Origin of the sequence: Cellulomonas iranensis NBRC 101100 = JCM 18110 (assembly GCF_001552375.1) — a bacterium.
In the GTDB taxonomy this organism is placed as follows: Bacteria; Actinomycetota; Actinomycetes; order Actinomycetales; family Cellulomonadaceae; genus Cellulomonas; species Cellulomonas iranensis.
On sequence record NZ_BCRB01000037.1, the window covers coordinates 15499 to 34727 of the forward strand.

At 73.0% G+C, this 19229-nt stretch carries 17 protein-coding genes; 3 read left to right on the forward strand and 14 right to left on the reverse strand.

The genetic code is table 11. The features are described from left to right. Positions 1-37: 37 nt before the first annotated feature. The 9 genes from CS2_RS09625 to CS2_RS09665 all read right to left on the reverse strand — a co-directional run bounded on the left by CS2_RS09625 (position 38) and on the right by CS2_RS09665 (position 12401). Positions 38-1468 carry an SLC13 family permease gene (locus tag CS2_RS09625; RefSeq protein ID WP_134850820.1) on the reverse strand — a complete coding sequence of 477 codons (1431 nt, stop codon included), beginning with the start codon at positions 1466-1468 and terminating at the stop codon, positions 38-40. Positions 1469-1831: 363 nt separating this feature from the next. Continuing rightward, positions 1832-3823, reverse strand: coding sequence for an ABC transporter ATP-binding protein (locus CS2_RS09630; RefSeq protein WP_070319810.1), 1992 nt, complete (start codon positions 3821-3823; stop codon positions 1832-1834). Next, positions 3820-5565, reverse strand: a complete 1746-nt coding sequence (locus CS2_RS09635) for an ABC transporter ATP-binding protein (protein WP_070319811.1) — start codon at positions 5563-5565, stop codon at positions 3820-3822. The genes CS2_RS09630 and CS2_RS09635 overlap by 4 nt, the downstream gene beginning before the upstream one ends. A 3-nt stretch (positions 5566-5568) precedes the next feature. Continuing rightward, positions 5569-6276, reverse strand: coding sequence for a TetR/AcrR family transcriptional regulator (locus tag CS2_RS09640; protein WP_082740054.1), 708 nt, complete (start codon positions 6274-6276; stop codon positions 5569-5571). Between the two features lie 124 nt (positions 6277-6400). Next, the gene (locus CS2_RS09645; protein ID WP_070319813.1) at positions 6401-7666 is read right to left on the reverse strand and encodes an SPFH domain-containing protein; all 1266 of its coding nucleotides are present in this window, start codon (positions 7664-7666) and stop codon (positions 6401-6403) included. Positions 7667-7750: 84 nt separating this feature from the next. After that, complete coding sequence (locus CS2_RS09650; RefSeq protein ID WP_046528548.1) at positions 7751-8221, reverse strand: NfeD family protein; 471 nt, start codon at positions 8219-8221, stop codon at positions 7751-7753. 75 nt (positions 8222-8296) lie between these two features. Then, complete coding sequence (locus CS2_RS09655; RefSeq protein ID WP_046530588.1) at positions 8297-9094, reverse strand: ABC transporter ATP-binding protein; 798 nt, start codon at positions 9092-9094, stop codon at positions 8297-8299. A 70-nt stretch (positions 9095-9164) separates the two neighbouring features. Further along, on the reverse strand, positions 9165-10190 hold the full coding sequence (locus tag CS2_RS09660; RefSeq protein ID WP_070319814.1) for a GNAT family N-acetyltransferase: 1026 nt from the start codon (positions 10188-10190) through the stop codon (positions 9165-9167). A gap of 69 nt (positions 10191-10259) precedes the next feature. After that, positions 10260-12401 carry a DNA gyrase/topoisomerase IV subunit B gene (locus tag CS2_RS09665; protein WP_046528550.1) on the reverse strand — a complete coding sequence of 714 codons (2142 nt, stop codon included), beginning with the start codon at positions 12399-12401 and terminating at the stop codon, positions 10260-10262. Between the two features lie 174 nt (positions 12402-12575). On the opposite strand from CS2_RS09665, the gene CS2_RS09670 reads away from it, so the two are divergent. Next, positions 12576-12839: a DUF7455 domain-containing protein gene (locus CS2_RS09670; protein WP_070319815.1), complete on the forward strand. Its 264-nt coding sequence runs from the start codon at positions 12576-12578 to the stop codon at positions 12837-12839. A gap of 96 nt (positions 12840-12935) precedes the next feature. Next, positions 12936-13718 carry a response regulator transcription factor gene (locus CS2_RS09675; RefSeq protein WP_070319816.1) on the forward strand — a complete coding sequence of 261 codons (783 nt, stop codon included), beginning with the start codon at positions 12936-12938 and terminating at the stop codon, positions 13716-13718. On the opposite strand, the gene CS2_RS18825 is transcribed toward CS2_RS09675, so the two are convergent. After that, entirely contained in the window at positions 13659-14060 is a 402-nt protein-coding gene (locus CS2_RS18825; RefSeq protein ID WP_070319817.1) for a hypothetical protein, read from the reverse strand. The genes CS2_RS09675 and CS2_RS18825 overlap by 60 nt on opposite strands. Next, the gene (locus tag CS2_RS09685) at positions 14057-15517 is read right to left on the reverse strand and encodes a glycosyltransferase family 2 protein (protein WP_070319818.1); all 1461 of its coding nucleotides are present in this window, start codon (positions 15515-15517) and stop codon (positions 14057-14059) included. Before CS2_RS09685 ends, CS2_RS18825 begins: the two co-directional genes overlap by 4 nt. 178 nt (positions 15518-15695) lie before the next feature. On the opposite strand from CS2_RS09685, the gene CS2_RS09690 reads away from it, so the two are divergent. After that, positions 15696-16295, forward strand: a complete 600-nt coding sequence (locus tag CS2_RS09690; RefSeq protein ID WP_134850813.1) for a hypothetical protein — start codon at positions 15696-15698, stop codon at positions 16293-16295. Positions 16296-16382: 87 nt separating this feature from the next. Here the strand turns inward: CS2_RS09690 and CS2_RS09695 are convergent, their stop codons facing one another. The 3 genes from CS2_RS09695 to CS2_RS09705 all read right to left on the reverse strand — a co-directional run. After that, on the reverse strand, positions 16383-17927 hold the full coding sequence (locus CS2_RS09695; RefSeq protein ID WP_070319820.1) for an RNA polymerase sigma factor: 1545 nt from the start codon (positions 17925-17927) through the stop codon (positions 16383-16385). 231 nt (positions 17928-18158) lie between these two features. Continuing rightward, positions 18159-18551 (reverse strand): universal stress protein, encoded by a 393-nt coding sequence (locus CS2_RS09700; protein ID WP_046528556.1) that lies wholly within the window; start codon positions 18549-18551, stop codon positions 18159-18161. 132 nt (positions 18552-18683) lie between these two features. Beyond that, a partial coding sequence (locus CS2_RS09705) for a DUF4192 family protein (RefSeq protein ID WP_156442077.1) occupies positions 18684-19229 on the reverse strand: 546 nt, incomplete at its 5' end.

A 19229-nucleotide genomic window follows, 5' to 3' on the forward strand; every position in this document is an offset into this window, starting at 1 on the left:
GCGACGGGCGACGGCTCCGGCGCCCGTGCCCAGCCTGTCATGCCCCGATGCGCAGGACCCAGGTGGCGAGCGTCGTGACGGTGAGCGTGACGAGCAGGACGGACGCGACGCTCAGCGGCGCACCGGCGCGCACCATGTCGGGCACGCGCACGTACCCCGAGGAGTACGCGATCGCGTTGGGCGGCGTCGCGGCCGGCATCATGAACGTGCACCCGGCCGCGAGCGCGACCGGCACGGCCAGCAGCAGCGGGCCGTGGCCCAGCGCGACGCCCACGGTGCTCATGATCGGCAGCAGCGTCGCGGCGGTCGCGGTGTTCGACATGAACTCGGTCATCGCGACGGTCAGCACGCACACCACGGCCACGACGACGAACGTTGGCAGCCCGCCGAGCCCGTGGGCACGCTCCCCGATCCACACCGACAGCCCGGACGCGGTGATCTGCGACGCGAGCGCGAGCCCGCCGCCGAACAGCAGCAGGATCCCCCACGGCAGGTCGCGCGTGTCCGACCAGTCGAGCAGCCGCCCGCCGCACGGCTCGCCCGACGGCAGCAGGAACAGCAGCACCGCGACGACGACGGCCACGACCTCGTCCGTCACGGGGGTGCCGCGCCACACGAGCGGCAGCGCGATCCACGACGTCGCGGCGAGCGCGAACACCGCCACGACGCGCCGCTGCGGGTGGCCCATGGGCCCGAGCCGGTCGAGCTCGGCGCGCACCACGGAGTCGTCCTCGCACAGCGGCGCGGGGTCGACGCGGAACACGACGCGCGTGAGCACGAGCCACGCGAGCAGCAGGAACACGACCGACAGCGGCAGCCCGACGGCCATCCACTCGCCGAACCCGATCTCGATGCCGTACGTCTCCGAGAGGTACCCGACGAGCAGCGCGTTGGGCGGGCTCGCGATCACCGTGCCGAACGAGCCGATGGTCGCGGCGTACGCGATGCCGAGCATGAGCGCGGCGGACAGCCGCCGGTCGACCTCGCCGCGCTCGCGGCTCAGCAGCGTCAGCACCGACACCCCGATCGGCAGCATCATCACGGCGGTCGCGGTGTTCGACACCCACATGCTCAGCAGCGCCGTGGCGACCATCATGCCGAGCACGAGCCGGCGCGGCGCGGTGCCGACGAGGCGCACGACGCCGAGCGCGATGCGCAGGTGCACGTCCCAGCGCTGCAGCGCGATCGCGAGCACGAACCCGCCGAGGAACAGGAAGATCACCTTGTTCGCGTACGGCGCGGCGACGTCGGCGACGGGTGCGACGCCCGCGACGGGCAGCACGACGAGCGGCAGCAGCGCGGTGACGGCGAGCGGCAGCGCCTCGGTCATCCACCACACGCCCATGAGCACGAGCGTCGCGGCGGTGACGGCGCCGGCGTGGTCGGGCATGCCCGCGGCCGCGGCCGGCATGTCGGGCACGACGACGGCGACGAGCACCGCGAGCGCAGGCCCGACGACGAGCCCCACGGTGGACCGGCTGGGGCGCCGCAGCCGCTCCGCCCGCGGGAGGGCTCTCCCGCGCCGGCGGTCGTCCGACGGGTGCGGGGGTGCGGCGGCGGTGGCGGAGCTGATGGGTCGACCTCTTCGTCACGGGGGCGGGCGTGTCGTCTCCCCCTCGACGCTAGGCGCGCCGCCGTCTCAGGACGTGGGACTTTCGGGCGTGCCCGGCTCCGCGCGACCCGCCGTCCGGCTGCGGGTTCACCCGCCCGCGCCCGCCCCCTCGTCGCCGACGGAGAGCACGACGGCGCGACGGACGGGTGCGTACACCTGTCCGTCGCGCCGTACGGCTGTCCGTCGCGGGCGGGGCGCACGGCCCCGCTCCGCGGCGGGTCAGTCGACCGGGGCCGTGGCCGCGGCGAACTGGCTCTCGTAGAGCCGCGCGTACGCGCCGCCCGCCGTGAGCAGCTCGTCGTGCGAGCCCTTCTCGACGATCCGGCCGTGCTCCATCACGAGGATCACGTCGGCGTCGCGGATCGTCGACAGCCGGTGCGCGATGACGAACGACGTGCGACCGGCGCGCAGCGCGTTCATGGCGTGCTGCACGAGCACCTCGGTGCGCGTGTCGACCGAGCTCGTGGCCTCGTCGAGGATGAGGATCGCCGGGTCCGCGAGGAACGCGCGCGCGATCGTCAGGAGCTGCTTCTCCCCCGCCGAGACCGTGCCGCCCTCGTCGTCGATCACCGTGTCGTAGCCGTCGGGCAGCGTGCGCACGAACCGGTCGACGTGGGTCGCGACGGCGGCCTCGACGATCTGCTCGTGCGTCGCGCCGTCCACGCCGTAGGCGATGTTCTCGGCGATGGTGCCCTCGTACAGCCAGGTGTCCTGCAGGACCATGCCCATCTGCGAGCGCAGCGCGTCGCGCGTGAGCTCCCGCGTGTCGACGCCGTCGAGCGTGATCCGCCCCGAGTCGACCTCGTAGAACCGCATGATGAGGTTGACGAGCGTGGTCTTGCCCGCACCGGTGGGCCCGACGATCGCCACGGTCTGGCCGGGCTCGGCGACGACCGACAGGTCCTCGATGAGCGGCACGTCGGGCTCGTAGCGGAACGACACGTCCTCGAACGCGACGCGCCCGCGCACGGGCTGCGGCAGCGCGGCGGGCGCCGCCGGGTCGGGCGACTGCTCGTCGGCGTCGAGCAGCTCGAACACGCGCTCGGCCGACGCGACGCCCGACTGCAGCAGGTTGGCCATCGACGCGATCTGCGTGATCGGCTGCGTGAACTGCCGGCTGTACTGGATGAACGCCTGCACGTCGCCGAGCGTCATGGTCCCCGACGCGACCCGCAGACCGCCGACCACCGCGATGATCAGGTAGTTGATGTTCGACACGAAGCCGAGCGCGGGCTGGATGATGCCCGAGATGAACTGCGCCTTGAACGAGGACTGGTACAGCTGCTCGTTGCGCTCGGCGAACGTCTCGGCGGCCTGGCGCTGCCGCCCGAACACCGTCACGAGCGCGTGGCCCGTGAACATCTCCTCGATGTGCGCGTTGAGCTTGCCGGTCCAGGCCCACTGCTGCACGAACTGCGGCTGCGAGCGCTTCGCGATCGCCGCGGCGATCACGACCGACAGCGGCACGGTCACGAGCGCGACCACGGCGAGCAGCGGCGAGATCCAGAACATCATGCCGAGCACGCCCAGCACCGTGAGCACCGACGTGATGAGCTGCGACAGCGTCTGCTGCATGGTCTGCGCGACGTTGTCGATGTCGTTGGTCACGCGGGACAGCAGCTCGCCGCGCGGCTGCCGGTCGAAGTAGGACAGCGGGAGCCGCCCGAGCTTCTCCTCGACGTGCGTGCGCATGCGCTTGACCGTGTTCTGCACGGCGCGCGCCGTGAGCCGGCCCTGCAGCCAGCCGAGCAGGAACGCGGCGACGTACACCGCGAGCACGACGAGCAGGATCTCGCCGAGGCGCGTGAAGTCCACGCCCGACCCGACGGTCAGCGTGTGCATGCCGCTGACCATGTCGGCGATCGTGTCCTGGCCCGAGGCGCGCAGCGCCTCGACGGCCTGGGCCTGCGTCGTGCCGGCCGGCAGCACGCCGCCGAGCTGGCGCGACACGATGCCCTCGAACAGCACGTTGGTCGCGTTGCCGAGGAGCTTCGGGCCCGCGACGGCCGCGGCCACCGAGCCGACGCCGAGCACGAGGACGAGGACGAGCCGCACGCGCTCGGGCCGCAGCACGGTCAGCAGTCGGCGCAGCGAGCCGCGGAAGTCGAGCGACTTCTGGCCGGGCATGCCCATGCCGTGGCCCATCGGTCCGCCGCCGCGGGGGCCGCCCGGGGGCGGTCCGGCGGGACGCTTGTCGGTCGTGGCGCTCATGCCGCCTCCTGCGCGTTCAGCTGGGAGTACACGATCTCCTGGTAGGTCGCGTTGGACTCCAGGAGCTCGTCGTGGGTGCCGTCGCCGACCACGCGGCCCTCGTCGAGCACGAGGATCCGGTCGGCGTAGCGGATGGTCGCGACGCGCTGGGCGACCACGAGGACCGTGGCGTCGCGCGTCTCGGGCGCCAGGGCGGCACGCAGCGCGGCGTCCGTGGCGTAGTCGAGGGCCGAGAAAGAGTCGTCGAACAGGTAGATGCTCGGGCGCCGCACGAGCGCACGGGCGATCGCGAGGCGCTGGCGCTGACCGCCCGACAGGTTGGTCCCGCCCTGCGCGACGGGCGCGTCGAGGCCCTCCTCGAGCGCCTCGACGAAGTCGCGCGCCTGCGCGACCTCGAGCGCGTGCCACATCTCCTCGTCGCTCGCACCGGGCCGACCGAACTCGAGGTTCGACCGGATGGTGCCGGAGAACAGGTACGGCCGCTGCGGCACGAGGCCGATGCGGTCGCCGAGCGCGATCGGGTCGGCGGTGCGCACGTCCACGCCGTCGACCAGCACCTGGCCGCCCGTGACGTCGTACAGCCGCGGCACGAGGTTGAGCAGCGTCGACTTGCCGGCGCCGGTCGAGCCGATGATCGCGGTGGTCCGCCCGGGCTCGGCCACGAACGACACGTCCTGCAGCACGGCGTGCTCGGCGCCCGGGTAGCGGAACTCGACGTCCCGCAGCTCGAGCAGGCCGGGCCGAGCCTCGGGACCGGTGGGGAACGGCGTCGCCTGCGTGGGCGGCACGACGGTGGTGTCGGTGTCGAGCACCTCGCCGATGCGGTCGGCCGAGACCATGGCGCGCGGCACCATGACGACCATCATCGAGCTCATGAGCACGGCCATGAGCACGAACATGATGTAGCTGAGGAACGCGATGAGCGCGCCGATCTCCATGTCGCCCGCGTCGATCCGGCGCGCCCCGAACCACACGACCGACACGCTCGACACGTTCATCACGAGCATGACGACGGGGAACATGAGCGCCATCAGCAGGCCGGTGCTGAGCGAGGCGACGTAGAGCGCGTCGTTGGCGACCTCGAAGCGCGCCTCCTCGTGCCGCTCGCGGACGAACGCACGGATGACGCGCACGCCCGTGAGCTGCTCGCGCATGACGCGGTTGATCGCGTCGATGCGCTTCTGCACGCGCCGGAACCACGGCACCATGCGCGACACGATGAGCCCGACGATGACGGCCAGCACGGGCACGATCACCAGCAGCAGACCGGACAGACCCACGTCCTCGCGCAGCGACATGACGACGCCGCCGATGAGCATGAGCGGCGCCATGACGAGGAACACGAACGTCATGAAGACGACCATCTGCACCTGCTGCACGTCGTTGGTCGTGCGGGTGATGAGCGTCGGCGCGCCGAACTTGCCCATCTCCTGCTGCGAGAACGACTGCACCTGCGCGAACAGCCGTGCACGCACGTCACGGCCGAACGCCATGGCGGCGCGCGCGCCGAACCAGACGGCGGCGATCGCGGCGACGACCTGCACGAGGCTGACGCCGAGCATGACGCCGCCGAGGCTCCAGATGGCGTCGGTGTCGCCCTTGGCGACGCCGTCGTCGATGATGTCGGCGTTGAGGCTCGGCAGCCACAGCGTCGCGACGACCTGCACGAGCTGGAGCGCCAGGACGGCGATCACGGCTCCCCGGTACGGGCGCAGGTGCTCCCTGAGCAGTCGGATGAGCATGGGTCAGGACCCTTCCGTGAGGGTGGGGGCGTCCCCGGTGGGGGTGGGGGGCGTGGGGGGTGTCGGGTCGGTGGGCGCGAGCATGCCGTCGAGCAGCAGGTCCACGATGACGCGTGGCTCGAACGAGCGCTCGAGATTTCCGCCGTGCAGCATGCCGACGCGTCCGGCGTGCAGGAGCATGCCGAGCACGAGCGCGTCGACGGCCTGGACGGCGTCGTCGAGCGGCAGCCGCAGACGGTCGGCGTCGGGCTCGAGCAGGCGACGCATCTGGGCGTGCACGGCCTCGAGGCCCTCGCGCTGACGCTCGGCCCAGCGTGCGCCGTGCCCGTGCAGCTGCCCGTCAGGGCCGCGGCCGAGGCGGTGCAGCACGGTCATCCAGACGCGCACCTGCCCGACGCGCTGCTCCATGAGCTCGACGAGGCGCACGAGCCGGTCGCGCAGCGGCATGCCCGCGTCGATCGCGGCGAGCGCGTCGAGACCGAGCGTGGGGTCGGCCGCGGCGAAGGCGGCCTCGCGCACGAGCTGCTCCTTGTCGTCGAAGACGCGGAACAGCGTGCCCTCGGCGACCCCCGCGGCATCCGCGAGCTGGCGCGTGGTGACATCGAGGCCGCGCTCGAGAATCACGGGCTGCACGGCGTCGAGGATCGCGCGGCGACGCTCCTCGGGCGGCAGCGGGGCGGCACGGCTCGGACGTCCGGCAGCAGCACTCATGAGCGCGACGATAAGTGAGTGAGCACTCACTCAGCAAGTCCTCAGGTCAGCGATCCCCGGACGCGACGACGCCGGCGCCCCACGAGGGAGCACCGGCGTCGTGGTCGGTCAGTGACCTGCGGCGTCAGGGAGCCGCCGGCGGCTGCTGCGTGCCCTGCTGCGGAGCGTCCTGCACGGGCGGGACGGCCGGCTGCTGCGGCGCCGGCTGCTGCGCGGCGTGCGGCGTCTCGCCGCCGGCCGGGGCCGGACCGGCACCCGGCACCGCACGCTGCGGCGCCACGGGGCCCGTCCCCGGGCGCTGACCGCGCTCGGCCGACGGGTCGAACGGCACACCCGACAGCGTCCCGGCGCTCGTCGCGTCCGCCGTCGCCGCGGCCGACTCGCGCCGCGCCTCCGCGAGCGCCTCGCTCGGGTCCGTCAGCGAGACCGGGGGCAGGTCGCCCTCCGCGATCGGCGACTGCCCCGCCGCGCGCGTCGGGTACTCGCCGTCCGACGGGCCGCCGCCCGCGAAGCCCTTCGACAGCCACCCCAGCGCACCGCTGAGCTCGGCCGGCAGGAACCACATCTTGTTCGACGGGCTCGACGCGATCTTCGGCAGCGTCTGCAGGTACTGGTACGCCAGCAGCTTCGGGTCGGCGTCGCCGCGGTGCACCGCGTCGAACACCTGGAGGATCGCGCGCGCCTCACCCTCGGCCCGCAGGATCGCCGACTGGGCCTCCCCCTCGGCCCGCAGGATCGCCGACTGCTTCTCGCCCTCGGCCGTGAGGATCGCGGACTGCTTGACGCCCTCGGCCGTGAGGATCGCGGCACGACGGTCGCGCTCGGCACGCATCTGCTGCTCCATCGAGCCCTGCACCGACGCGGGCGGGTCGATCGCCTTGAGCTCGACGCGGTTGACGCGGATGCCCCACTTCCCGGTCGCCTCGTCGAGGACGCCGCGCAGCTGGCCGTTGATCTGGTCACGGCTCGTCAGCGTCTGCTCGAGGTCCATCGACCCGATGACGTTGCGCAGCGTCGTCACCGTGAGCTGCTCGATGCCGGTGATGTAGTTGGCGATCTCGTAGACCGCGTCCTTCGGCGACGTCACCTGGAAGTAGATGACCGTGTCGATGCTCACGACCAGGTTGTCCGACGTGATCACGGGCTGCGGCGGGAACGACACGACCTGCTCGCGCAGGTCGACGTTCGCGCGCACGCGGTCCACGAACGGGATCAGCAGGTGCAGACCGGCGTCGAGCGTCTTGTTGTACCGACCGAGCCGCTCGACGATGATCGCGACCGCCTGCGGCACGATCCGCACCGCGCGCACGAGCGCGACGATCACGAAGATCAGGACGAGCACGAGGACGACGATCAACGCGACCTGGCCCACGGGCGGGCTGTCGTTCATGAGACCTCCGCTAGGTTGCGCCGCCCGTACCGGGGCGACCACGGTGACCCGCGGCGCGGGTCGGTTGTCTGTCGGACGCGGGCGTCAGGCGGGCGCCGGGCCCGTGGCCGCGGGGCCGCCGGCGGTCGCCGGCAGCGGGCTCACCACGGCCGTCGCGCCGTCGATGCGCGTCACCGAGACCGCGGCACCCGCCGGGAGCGTGCCGCCGTCGGCGGTCCGCGCGCTCCACACCTCGCCCGCGAGCTTGACCCGGCCCGTCGTGCCGTCGACCGTCGAGACGACGACGGCCGGTCGCCCGACCAGCGCGGCCGCGTTGGTCTCGGGCAGGTCGACCCGCCCCTTGAGGTGCCGCAGCAACCACGGCCGCAGCGTCAGCAGGAGCACGACCGCGGTGATGCCCGCGACGAGGATCTGCACCGCGAGCGGCGCACCCAGCGCGTACGCGGCCGCACCGGCCAGCGCCCCGCCGGCGAACATGATGAGGACGAGGTCGAGCGAGAGCATCTCGAGGATGCCCAGCACGAGCCCGCCACCGACCCACCAGAGCCATCCCATGGCCGTCACCTCCGCTGGTCGTCCTGCGACGATCCTATGCGACCGCTTTGCGATCCCGTGGGTCGAAGGCGCAGTTCAGCGTGCGGCGCGGTCGGTCGCGTGCGCCGACCAGCGGCCGTCCTGCCGGTCGAGGCTCAGCGGCACGTCGAACGTGCCGGACAGGTTCTCGGCCGTGAGGACCTCGTCGATCGGCCCGGCCGCGAACACCCGGCCGGCGCGCAGCAGCAGCAGGTGCGTGAACCCCTGCGGGATCTCCTCGACGTGGTGCGTCACGAGCACGAGCGCGGGCGAGCGACGGTCCCGCGCGAGCTCGGCCAGCGCACCCACCAGCTCCTCGCGGCCACCGAGGTCGAGGCCGGCCGCGGGCTCGTCGAGCAGCAGCAGCTCCGGGTCGCTCATGAGCGCACGCGCGATCTGCACGCGCTTGCGCTCGCCCTCGGACAGCGTGCCGAACCAGCGGTCGCCGAGGTGCGCCACGCCGAACGCGGCGAGCAGGTCGGCGGCACGCGCCTCGTCGACCTCCTCGTAGGACTCGCGCCACCGACCGGTCACGCCGTACGCCGCCGTCAGCACGACGTCGCGCACGGTCTCGCCCGACGGGATCCGGTCGGCCAGCGCCGCGCTCGCGATGCCGATGCGCGGCCGCAGCTCGAACACGTCCGTCGCGCCCAGCCGCTGGCCCAGCAGCGACGCCGTACCCGACGTCGGGTGCATGCGACCCGAGGCGACCTGCAGCAGCGTCGTCTTGCCGGCGCCGTTGCGCCCCAGCACGACCCACCGCTCGCCGTCCTGGACCCGCCACGACAGCCCCTCGAGGATCGTCGTCGCACCACGCCGGATCGTCACGTCCTGCAGGTCGAGCACGTCGGTCATGGGCACAGACCCTAACCGGACACCGCGCCGACGCGTGACGGACCTGCCGCGGGGGTGTGCAGGACCTACGTCACAGCTCGATCGAGAGCATCGTCGAGGAGTGCGCGACCTCGTAGCCGAGGTCCGCGTACAGCCCGTGCGCGCCCGACGGGTTCGCGGTGTCGACCTCGAGCTCGGCGTACCGCATGCCGTCCGCGGCGTACGCGCGCATCACCGCGGTGAGCAGCGCGACCGCGACCCGGCGGCCGCGCCACGCGCGCCGCACGCCCAGCAGCTCGGTGTACCCCGAGGGGTACCCGGCCGCCGGCCAGTCCTCCTCGTAGCGTCCCGAGACCGCGTACCCCACGACCTCGCCGGCGTCGTCGAGCGCGACGAACGACCACGTCGGCGCGAACATCGCCTTCGAGCGCGCCCACTGCTCGGGCGTGCGGGGCTCGGAGCCCCAGTGGTCGGCGAAGACCTCGTTGTGGGCGACCCGCACGGCGTCGTCGAGCTCGGGCGCCCAGGGGACCACGCGCAGGCCGTCGACGTCCGGGACGTCGGGCAGCGCGACGTCGAGCGAGCGACGCATGTGCGTGTAGTAGCGGATGGGCGTGAAGCCGGCCGCGCGGTACAGACGCACGGCGTCGGGGGTCGCGTCGTCGACGAACGTCACGATGCGCGCGGGCAGCTCCTTGCCGGACGCCGCCAGCACCTGGCGCGCGCGGGCCTGCGCCCACGCGACGAGCGCGCGGCCGATCCCCCGCCCGCGCCACGCCGGGTCGACCGCGCCCTCGACGAACGCACGCACGACGCGTCGGTCGCCCGGCGAGGTGTCCACGCGGGCCACCGCGCGGGGCGTCCCGGTGTCGTCGAGGCCGAGCAGCGTGTCGCGCGCGACGTCCCGCCAGTCGCCCTCGAGCTCCTGCGCGACCTCGGCGGCGGACGTGCGGTACGGCAGGCCGTCGGCCTCCTGACCGCGGACCATGAGCGCCGTGACGCCGTCGACGTCCGCCGGCGCCATGGCGCGCCACGTCAGACCGAGCTCGGCGGCGGGCAGCGGGACGTCCGTCGGCGGGGCGACGCGGACGGCGATCGGGGCGAGCGTGTCGGTCATGGGTCCAGCGTGACGCCCCCGCCGCCGAGCGACCAACAGGAAACCGGCGCGGACGCGCCTCGCCGCGGGTCAGGCGTCGATGCGCGACGAGTCGAGGACGTGCGCGTTGGCGACGATGAAGTCCTTGCGCGGCGCGACGTCGGAGCCCATCAGCAGCTCGAAGACCTTCTCGACCTGGGCGGCGGCCTGCTCGGCCTCACCGACGCGCACGCGGCGCAGCGTGCGGTGCCGCGGGTCCATGGTGGTCTCGGCGAGCTGGTCGGCGTCCATCTCCCCCAGGCCCTTGTACCGCTGGATGTCGTCCTTGTACCGGCGGCCCGAGCGGTCGAGCTTCTTGAGCGTCGCCGCGAGCTCGGCCTCGGAGTACGTGTAGACGTACTCGTTCTTGCGCGACCCCGCACCGATGACCTCGATGCGGTGCAGCGGCGGCACGGCCGCGTAGACGCGCCCCGCCTCGACGAGGGGCCGCATGTACCGGAAGAACAGCGTCAGCAGCAGCGTGCGGATGTGCGCGCCGTCGACGTCGGCGTCCGTCATCAGCACGATCTTGCCGTAGCGCGCGGCCTCGAGGTCGAACGTGCGCCCCGACCCGGCGCCGACCACCTGGATGATCGACGCGCACTCGGCGTTCTTCAGCATGTCGCCGACCGACGCTTTCTGGACGTTGAGGATCTTGCCGCGGATCGGCAGCAGCGCCTGGAAGTCGGAGCTGCGCGCGAGCTTCGCGGTGCCGAGCGCGCTGTCGCCCTCGACGATGAACAGCTCGCTGCGCTCGACGTCGTCGATGCGGCAGTCGGCGAGCTTCGCGGGCAGCGACGACGACTCGAGCGCGTTCTTGCGCCGCGAGATCTCCTTCTGCTTGCGCGCCGACACCCGCGCGCGCATCTCCCCCACGACCTTGTCGAGCAGCAGCGCCGAGTGCGCCTTGTGCTCGCGCTTCGACGACCCGAAGATCGCGGTCAGCTCCTGCTCGACGACCCGAGCGACGATGCCGCGCACGGGGCCGGTGCCGAGCACCTCCTTGGTCTGCCCCTCGAACTGCGGCTCGGCCAGGCGCACGGTGACGACGGCCGTCATGCCGGCGAGCACGTCCTCCTTCTCGATGCGCTCGCTCGCCGAGTCCTTCGCGGAGATCTTCAGCCGGCGCGCGTTCGCGGCGACCTGCGCGCGCAGCGTCTTGAGCAGCCCGGCCTCGAACCCGGCGACGTGCGTGCCGCCCTTGGGCGTCGCGATGATGTTGACGAACGAGCGTGCCTCGGTCGCGTAGCCCGTGCCCCAGCGCAGCGCGACGTCGACCTCGCAGGTGCGCGCGACCTCCTGGGGCGTCATGTGGCCGCGGTCGTCGAGCACGGGCACGGTCTCGGTGAACGTGCCCTCGCCCGTCAGGTGCCACACGTCCGTGACGGCCGCGTCGGGCGCGAGGTGGTCGACGAAGTCGACGACGCCGCCCGAGTGCAGGAACGTCTCCTCGTGCGGGCCGTCCTGCCCGGGCGTCCCGGGGATGCGGCGCTCGTCCCGCACGGTGATCGCGAGGCCGGGGACCAGGAAGCTGGTCTGCCGCGCGCGCGTCACGAGCTCGTCGTACGAGAACACGGCGGACTTCGGGAAGATCTGCCGGTCCGCCCAGTAGCGCACGCGCGTGCCCGTGCGCCCCTTGGCGACCTTGCCCACGACCGCGAGCTCGGAGCCCGAGACGAACGGCTCGAAGGGCGACTCGGGGCTCGCGCCGTCGCGGTCGTCGAAGACGCCCGGCTCGCCGCGGTGGAACGTCATGCGGTACGTCTTGCCGCCGCGGTCGACCTCGACGTCGAGGCGCGAGGACAGCGCGTTGACCACGGACGCGCCGACGCCGTGCAGACCGCCCGACGCGCCGTACGAGCCGCCGCCGAACTTGCCGCCCGCGTGCAGCTTCGTGAACACGACCTCGACGCCCGTCAGGCCCGTCTTGGGCTCGACGTCGACGGGCACGCCACGACCGTTGTCGCGCACCTCGACCGACGAGTCGGCGTGCAGCACGATGTCGATGCGGTCGCCGTGCCCGGCGAGGGCCTCGTCGACCGAGTTGTCGATGATCTCCCACAGGCAGTGCATGAGGCCGCGGCTGTCGGTCGTGCCGATGTACATGCCGGGGCGCTTGCGCACCGCCTCGAGGCCCTCGAGCACCGACAGGTGCCGAGCGGTGTAGCCGGACGGGGAGGAGGTCGTCGTCACGGCGCCGATGGTAGTCGCGGACACGGGCACGCCCCGCGGCGCCATGCCGCGGGCACCCCGCACCGGGCGCTGCCGCGTGTCGTGCGTGTGACGGCGCGGTGCGCGCAGATCACGATCACGTGACGCCGTGTCACGATCTTGTACGCAGACAGCGAACCGTCCCCTCCCGGTGGCATGGATCCCGGCGACGGGTGGTTGTATGGAGACGTGAGAGGGACGACGATCGATTCCACGACCCCGCTGACGGCTGCCGACCGCTGCGACCGCTGTGGTGCCCAGGCGTACGTCCGCGTCGTGCTCCCCGTCGGCGAGCTGCTGTTCTGCGCGCACCACGCGCGCGAGCACGCACCGAAGTTCGCCGCGGTGGCCACGCACGTCCAGGACGAGACTGACCGCCTCCTCGCCGAGCACGGCGCCGGGGCGGGCGCGGCCCGCTGACGGCAGCCACCCGACCACGAGGGCCCCGGACCGCACGGTCCGGGGCCCTCGTCGTCCCACCCGACGCACCCGCTGTGACGTTGCTAACGTGCCGTCATGGCCGACCAGGGGGCGTCACGCACGGCCGTCGTCGTCGAGGACGACGACGACATCCGGCAGCTGCTCGTCACGGTGCTGCGCCAGGCCGGGTTCACCGTCCACGCGGCGGCGGACGGCGCCACGGCGGTCGAGGCCGTGCGGCGCCACGACCCGCTCGTCACGACCGTCGACGTCAACCTGCCCGACATCGACGGCTACGAGGTCGTGCGACGCATCCGCGGCTTCAGCGACACGTACGTCGTCATGCTCACGGCGCTGCCCGACGAGATCGACGTGCTCATGGGGCTCGACGCGGGCGCCGACGACTACCAGGTCAAGCCGTTCAGGGCCCGGGAGCTCCGCGCCCGGATCGAGGCGCTGCTGCGCCGGCCCCGCGCACGCCAGGCCGACGCCGGGAGCGCTCCCCCGCCGCCGCCCGAGCCGGGCGTCGACACCGGCGCGCCGGACGACCACCGGCGCGTCGAGCACGGCCCGCTCGTGGTCGACCTCGACGCGCACGCCGTCACCGTCGACGGCACCGAGGTCCATCTGACGCGCAGCGAGTTCGACCTGCTCACGACGCTCGCGGAGCGGACCGGTCGCGTCGTGCCCAAGGACGACCTGGTGCGGGCCCTGCGCGGCGAGGAGTACGACGCGGGCGTCTTCGTCAGCGACGCCGAGCGCCGCAGCCTCGAGGTCCACATGGTCAACCTGCGGCGCAAGCTCGGCGACGACGGCGGCTCACCGCGCTGGATCCAGACCGTCCGGGGCGTGGGCTACAAGTTCGTCGCACCGGCGTAGCAGCGCCACCAGGACCCGACCCGTGGCGTCGGCGGCGTCCCGCGCCGCCTCGACCGAACGGGCCGCGTCCTGGTCGCACCCCTGCGCCGCGACGTGCCGCTCGACCGCGTGGCACCGGTCGGCGAGCAGGTGGGCGCCGACCATGGCGCTGCCGACGTGGAGCGACAGCGCCGCGGTGCGGACGGCCACGGCGTCACCGGCGTGGAGCGCGCGCGTGAGCGCCAGGGTCCGCAGAGGCAGCAGCGCGAGGTAGGCCACGACGAGCGCACGGACCGCGTCGGGGCTCTCGGGCAGGTCGTCGGCCAGCTCGCGCCACCGCGCCGAGGTCAGCAACCCGCTCACACCCGGTACCCGTACTGGGGCCGCACGAGGCGGGCCAGCATGAACACGCTCTGCGCGATCGTCACGACGGCCAGCAGCGGCCACCCCACCCACAGCAGGCTCGTGCGGGCGATCATCGGCAGCGACACCCACACCCAGGCGCACGCGGCGAAGCCGGCGACGGCGACGAGCAGCGGGCTGAGGTACGCCCAGCCGGCGCCGCGCTCGGCACGCGCCTGAGCCGCCCAGTTGTCCGTGCGCGAGCGCGTCGCGAACTTGGTCCACGCCCGCACGAAGTGGCCGATCCGGACCCACATGTACAGCTCGGCCGGCACGAGGGTCGCGGCGTAGAGCACGTCGCGCCACGTGCGGTCCTGCATGGACCGCGCGATCCGGACGTTGAGCGCGACGGCCAGCACCGGCGGGATCAGCCACAGCGGGCTGAAGACGAACGCGTGGATGCTGAGCGACGCGGCCAGCAGCAGCAGGAAGAGGATGCGGGTGCTCGCGTTGACGACCATCCCGAGGTTCTCCAGCCAGCGCAGCCGCAGGTTGGGGTGCAGCGGCTGGCCGCGCGTGTCGCCGCGCTGCCCGGGCCACATGAGGTCGATCGCCCCGTAGTTCCACTTGACCTGCTGGCCGTCGAGCGCACGCAGCGTCGTCATGCCGCCGACCTCGGCGCGCGCGGTGGCGCTGATCTTGGTCGAGTAGCCGACGTTCTTGATCTGCAGGCTGAGCAGCGAGTCCTCGACCTCGGAGTCGCTCACCCACGGCGCGGCCTGGTGGTACTCCGCCATGACCTCGCGCAGCGCGCCGACCCGGAACAGGCTGGCCTGACCGCCGAGGACGGCCATGTTGCGGCCGCGGACCATGTTCTGCATGTTGAACGCCGCGAACTGCGCGCGCTGCCCGGTGAGCAGCAGCGTCGCGAGCGGGTTGCGGACGTTCCGGTTGTCGACCGTGTAGACCGCGGAGATCCCGCCGATGCGCGGGTCCGACAGGATCTCGGCCTCGAGCTCCGCGAGCGCGGTGCGCTCCATGACGGTGTCGCCGTCGACCCCGAGCAGCAGGTCCATGTCCTGCACGAGCTGGAAGCCGTAGTTGAGGGCGCCGACCTTCTTGTCGCGGTTGGTGCCGATGTCGTGCACGTACACCGTGGTCCTCTGCTCGCGTCCGGCGCGTCGCACCACGTGCTCGCCGGCGAGCTTGCCCGCGATCTTGAACGTCCGGTCGGTGGTGTTGTTGACGACCACGTGGATCGCGTCCGGGAGCCGGGTCTGCGCGAGCAGCCCGCGCAGCACGCGCTTGATCGTCCCGGCCTCGTTGTAGGCGGGGATGACGGCGCCGATGCGCGCGGTGGGCCGCGGCGCGGCGGCGACGAGCTCGTCGGCACGGAACGCGTACCGCACGAGGTCCGTGCCGTGCTGCTCGCCCTGCTCGACGTCCTCGGCCGGGCGGGTCAGTGTCGTGGTCGTCATCGTTCGTCCTCCGTCGTCCTTCTCTCTCGACGTCCACGACGATGCCGCGTCCACCTCTGCGCCCTCCTCGGGTCGCGCTAAGGTCGTCCAAGGATCTGCTGAGAGATCGGTGTGCGACGTCCGGGGGGCAACGTTGCGACGTACAGGGATGCGCAGGCGCACCGGCGCTGGTGCGGTCGTGCTGACGACGGTGGTGCTGCTCGTCGCGTGCGGCACCCCGCCCTGGGAGCGGGCGGCGCCGTCCGGGACGGCGAGCGCGACGTCCGACGCCACGTCGACGGGCGACGCCACGCCCGAGGCGTCGTCGCCGTCGGCGGGAGCGGTCGCGACGGGTGACCTCGCGGGCGGCAACACGAGCCGCAGCCTCACCGCCGGCGCGGCGACGCTCGCGGTGGACTACTGGACCGACCTGGCCGCGGCGCAGTGGACCGCGGGTGCCACGAAGCCGGTCTCGCTGTCCGTGACGGCGTCCGAGCCGGGCGGCTCGGAGATCTACCTGCAGCGTCTGCGGGCGGTCCCGACCGCGTTGGACGCCTCGGGTGCGGCGCTCGAGAGCCCGGCGGCGTTCGAGGACGCGTCGTCGATCACGCCGGGCTACCTCATGTCCGACCCGTACTCGTACTCGACGTCGTTCTCGATCGGCGCGGTGGACCCCGCGACCCGGTCGATCCGCCTGGACCTCACCTACGAGGTGCTGCAGCGCGCGCAGCCGGGATCGGGCGACTTCGCGAAGCAGACGGCGCACGACACGCTCACGCTGGGCGTCGCCGGCGGCTGACGTGTCCTCGAGACGCACGACGGCCGCGGCACCCGAGGGTGCGGCGGCCGTCGTGCCGTGCTGCCAGGCCCTGCCGGGGCCCGTGGCTCAGTCGAGGTAGTCGCGCAGAACCTGCGACCGCGACGGGTGCCGCAGCTTCGACATGGTCTTCGACTCGATCTGCCGGATGCGCTCACGCGTGACGCCGTAGACCTTGCCGATCTCGTCGAGCGTCTTCGGCTGGCCGTCGGTCAGGCCGAACCGCATCGACACGACGCCGGCCTCGCGCTCGGAGAGCGTGTCGAGGACCTGGTGCAGCTGCTCCTGCAGGAGCGTGAAGCTCACCGCGTCGGCGGGCACGACGGCCTCGGAGTCCTCGATGAGGTCACCGAACTCGCTGTCGCCGTCCTCGCCCAGCGGGGTGTGCAGCGAGATCGGCTCGCGGCCGTACTTCTGGACCTCGACGACCTTCTCGGGCGTCATGTCGAGCTCCTTGGCGAGCTCCTCGGGCGTGGGCTCGCGGCCCAGGTCCTGGAGCATCTGCCGCTGCACGCGCGCGAGCTTGTTGATGACCTCCACCATGTGCACCGGGATGCGGATGGTGCGGGCCTGGTCGGCCATGGCGCGCGTGATCGCCTGCCGGATCCACCAGGTGGCGTACGTCGAGAACTTGTAGCCCTTGGTGTAGTCGAACTTCTCGACCGCGCGGATCAGACCGAGGTTGCCCTCCTGGATGAGGTCCAGGAAGAGCATCCCGCGGCCCGTGTAGCGCTTGGCGAGGGACACCACGAGACGCAGGTTGGCCTCGAGCAGGTGGTTCTTGGCACGCCGGCCGTCCTGCGCGATCCACTCGAGCTCACGGCGCAGCTTCGGCTCGATGCTGTCGCGGATCTCCGACAGCTTCTCCTCCGCGAACAGGCCGGCCTCGATGCGCTTCGCGAGCTCGACCTCCTGCTCGGCGTTCAGCAGCGCGACCTTGCCGATCTGCTTGAGGTAGTCCTTGACAGGGTCGGCCGTGGCACCTGCGGTGACGACCTGCTGCGCCGGGGCGTCGTCGTCGTCGGCGTCCGAGTAGACGAACCCGGTGTCCTCCGACTCGTCGCTCTTCGTGGTCGTGGTGGACGCGGCCTTCTTGGCGCCGTCGGCGTCGTCGTCGGTCGACTCGTCGCCGTCGGTGGCCTCGTCCGTCTCCTCGACGTCCGTGGCGTCGACGTCCTCGAGCTCGACCTCGTCGACCTCGACGTCCGCGTCGACCTCGTCCTCGTCGGGCGCCTCCGTGGCCTTCGACGCCTTGGCGGGGGCGGCCTTGGCCTTCGCGGGCGCGGCCTTGGTGGTCTTGGTGGCGGTGCGGGGCGCCTTGGCGGGCGCCGCGCCGTCGCCGAGGGACGCCTTGGCGGCGGGGCGTGACTTCGCGCTCGTGGCCGCGACCGCGCGGCCGGCGTTCCCGAGGTCGGCCACCTCGACGCCCGCCGTGCCGAGCCCGCGGACGACGGCCCGCAGCCGCTTGGGGCCCTCGACACCGGCGGCCTCGCATGCCGCACGCACCGCGGCGGTGTCGACGCTGCCGTTGGTCCGCCCACGCATGACCAACTCCTGCAGCGCAGGGTGCTGGAACTCGCGCGGAAGTGCGGGGTGGGGGGTCTGGGACGTCACGAACGACCTTTCGTCAGCGCGGCAACCGGATCCGGGGGGAGTCCGAAGAACCGGGAGACAGACGGATATTGTACCGACCCGCGGGGCATCGCCGCGCGCGACGACGAGCGCCGCCGCGCGGCGCACGTTCCTCAGGGGTCGCTACGTCACAACGTCGCGACGGCTCGCCGAATTCCCGCCCGCAGGAACCTGTCCGGAGCGTCCCGACCGGCTCGACCGGCCCGACCGACGTCAGCCGGCGGGCTTCACCGTCAGCACCGGGCACGGCGCGTCGAAGAGCACCCGCTGCGCGTTCGACCCGAGGATGAGCTTGCCGACGGGGCTGCGGCGCCGCAGGCCCAGCACCACGAGCTGCGCGTCGACCTCCTCCGCGGTCCCGATGAGGTCGTCGGCGACGTCGCCGCCCTCGAGCTGGCGCACGTCGTGCCGGACACCGAGCGCGTCGAGCTCGTCGCGGACCTGAGCCAGCGCGGCGGCCGTCTCCGCCCGACGCTCCTCGGGCTCGTCCGGACGGACGCTGAGCACCACCACCACCGGAAGGTCCCGGTGACGCGCCTCCTCGACGGCTGCGTCCAGCGCGGCGCGACCCTCCGGCGTCGCCAGGTACCCGACCACGATCCCCATCGACGATCCTCCTCCCGGACCCCAGCGGCCTCGGGCGTGACGCTACCGGAGCGCGGGACGTGCCACGACCGCGCGCACCGCAGCCGCCCCGCGCGACGTCAGCACGCCGTCCGCCCGGGAGGCTGCGCGGCGTCAGCGCGCCGCCCACCCGGGCGCGAGTCCCGCGTCGAGCGCACCCCGCAGCAGGTGGGCCAGCCGGTAGCCGGGGTCGTCGGTGACGGCCCGCTCGACCAGGACGCCCGCTCGCGCGCCGTCGCCGCGCCACCAGGCGAGGAGCGCCAGCAACGTGGTCGCGGGCGCCTGCGCCCGTCGACGCCCGTGGGCGACGACACCCTCGAGCGCACGCTCGGCGGCACGGACCGCGTCGTCCGGCGCGCGGCCCGTCGCGGGGTCGACGAGGCGTCCCACGGCGGCACGGACCGCGTCGTCCTCGTCGCCGCCGTCGCGCGCGACGGCACGCTCGGGGAGGTCACCCGTGCCCGGCAGCAGCGAGACGAGCACCGCGTCCCGGACGCGGCGGTCGACGAGGCCCGCCTCGACACGCCCGAGCAGCGCGGGCGGCAGGTCCGGCGCAGCACCTGGTTCGGCGAGCCGCCGCCAGGCCACGACCTGCTCGAGGCGCCACCGCGCGAGCGCCTCGGGGCCCGCCGCGGCCGCCTGCGCGCGTGCCGCCGCCCG

Excerpts from the sequence above, each read along its gene's own strand:
- CS2_RS09670 (WP_070319815.1), top strand. The coding sequence starts at position 12,576 with ATGGATCCCGGCGACGGGTGGTTGTATGGAGACGTGAGAGGGACGACG.
- CS2_RS09650 (WP_046528548.1), bottom strand. The coding sequence starts at position 8,221 with ATGGGATGGCTCTGGTGGGTCGGTGGCGGGCTCGTGCTGGGCATCCTC.
- CS2_RS09630 (WP_070319810.1), bottom strand. The coding sequence starts at position 3,823 with ATGAGCGCCACGACCGACAAGCGTCCCGCCGGACCGCCCCCGGGCGGC.
- CS2_RS09635 (WP_070319811.1), bottom strand. The coding sequence starts at position 5,565 with ATGCTCATCCGACTGCTCAGGGAGCACCTGCGCCCGTACCGGGGAGCC.
- CS2_RS09685 (WP_070319818.1), bottom strand. The coding sequence starts at position 15,517 with ATGACGACCACGACACTGACCCGCCCGGCCGAGGACGTCGAGCAGGGC.
- CS2_RS09655 (WP_046530588.1), bottom strand. The coding sequence starts at position 9,094 with ATGACCGACGTGCTCGACCTGCAGGACGTGACGATCCGGCGTGGTGCG.
- CS2_RS09640 (WP_082740054.1), bottom strand. The coding sequence starts at position 6,276 with ATGAGTGCTGCTGCCGGACGTCCGAGCCGTGCCGCCCCGCTGCCGCCC.
- CS2_RS09645 (WP_070319813.1), bottom strand. The coding sequence starts at position 7,666 with ATGAACGACAGCCCGCCCGTGGGCCAGGTCGCGTTGATCGTCGTCCTC.
- CS2_RS09660 (WP_070319814.1), bottom strand. The coding sequence starts at position 10,190 with ATGACCGACACGCTCGCCCCGATCGCCGTCCGCGTCGCCCCGCCGACG.
- CS2_RS09675 (WP_070319816.1), top strand. The coding sequence starts at position 12,936 with ATGGCCGACCAGGGGGCGTCACGCACGGCCGTCGTCGTCGAGGACGAC.
- CS2_RS09700 (WP_046528556.1), bottom strand. The coding sequence starts at position 18,551 with ATGGGGATCGTGGTCGGGTACCTGGCGACGCCGGAGGGTCGCGCCGCG.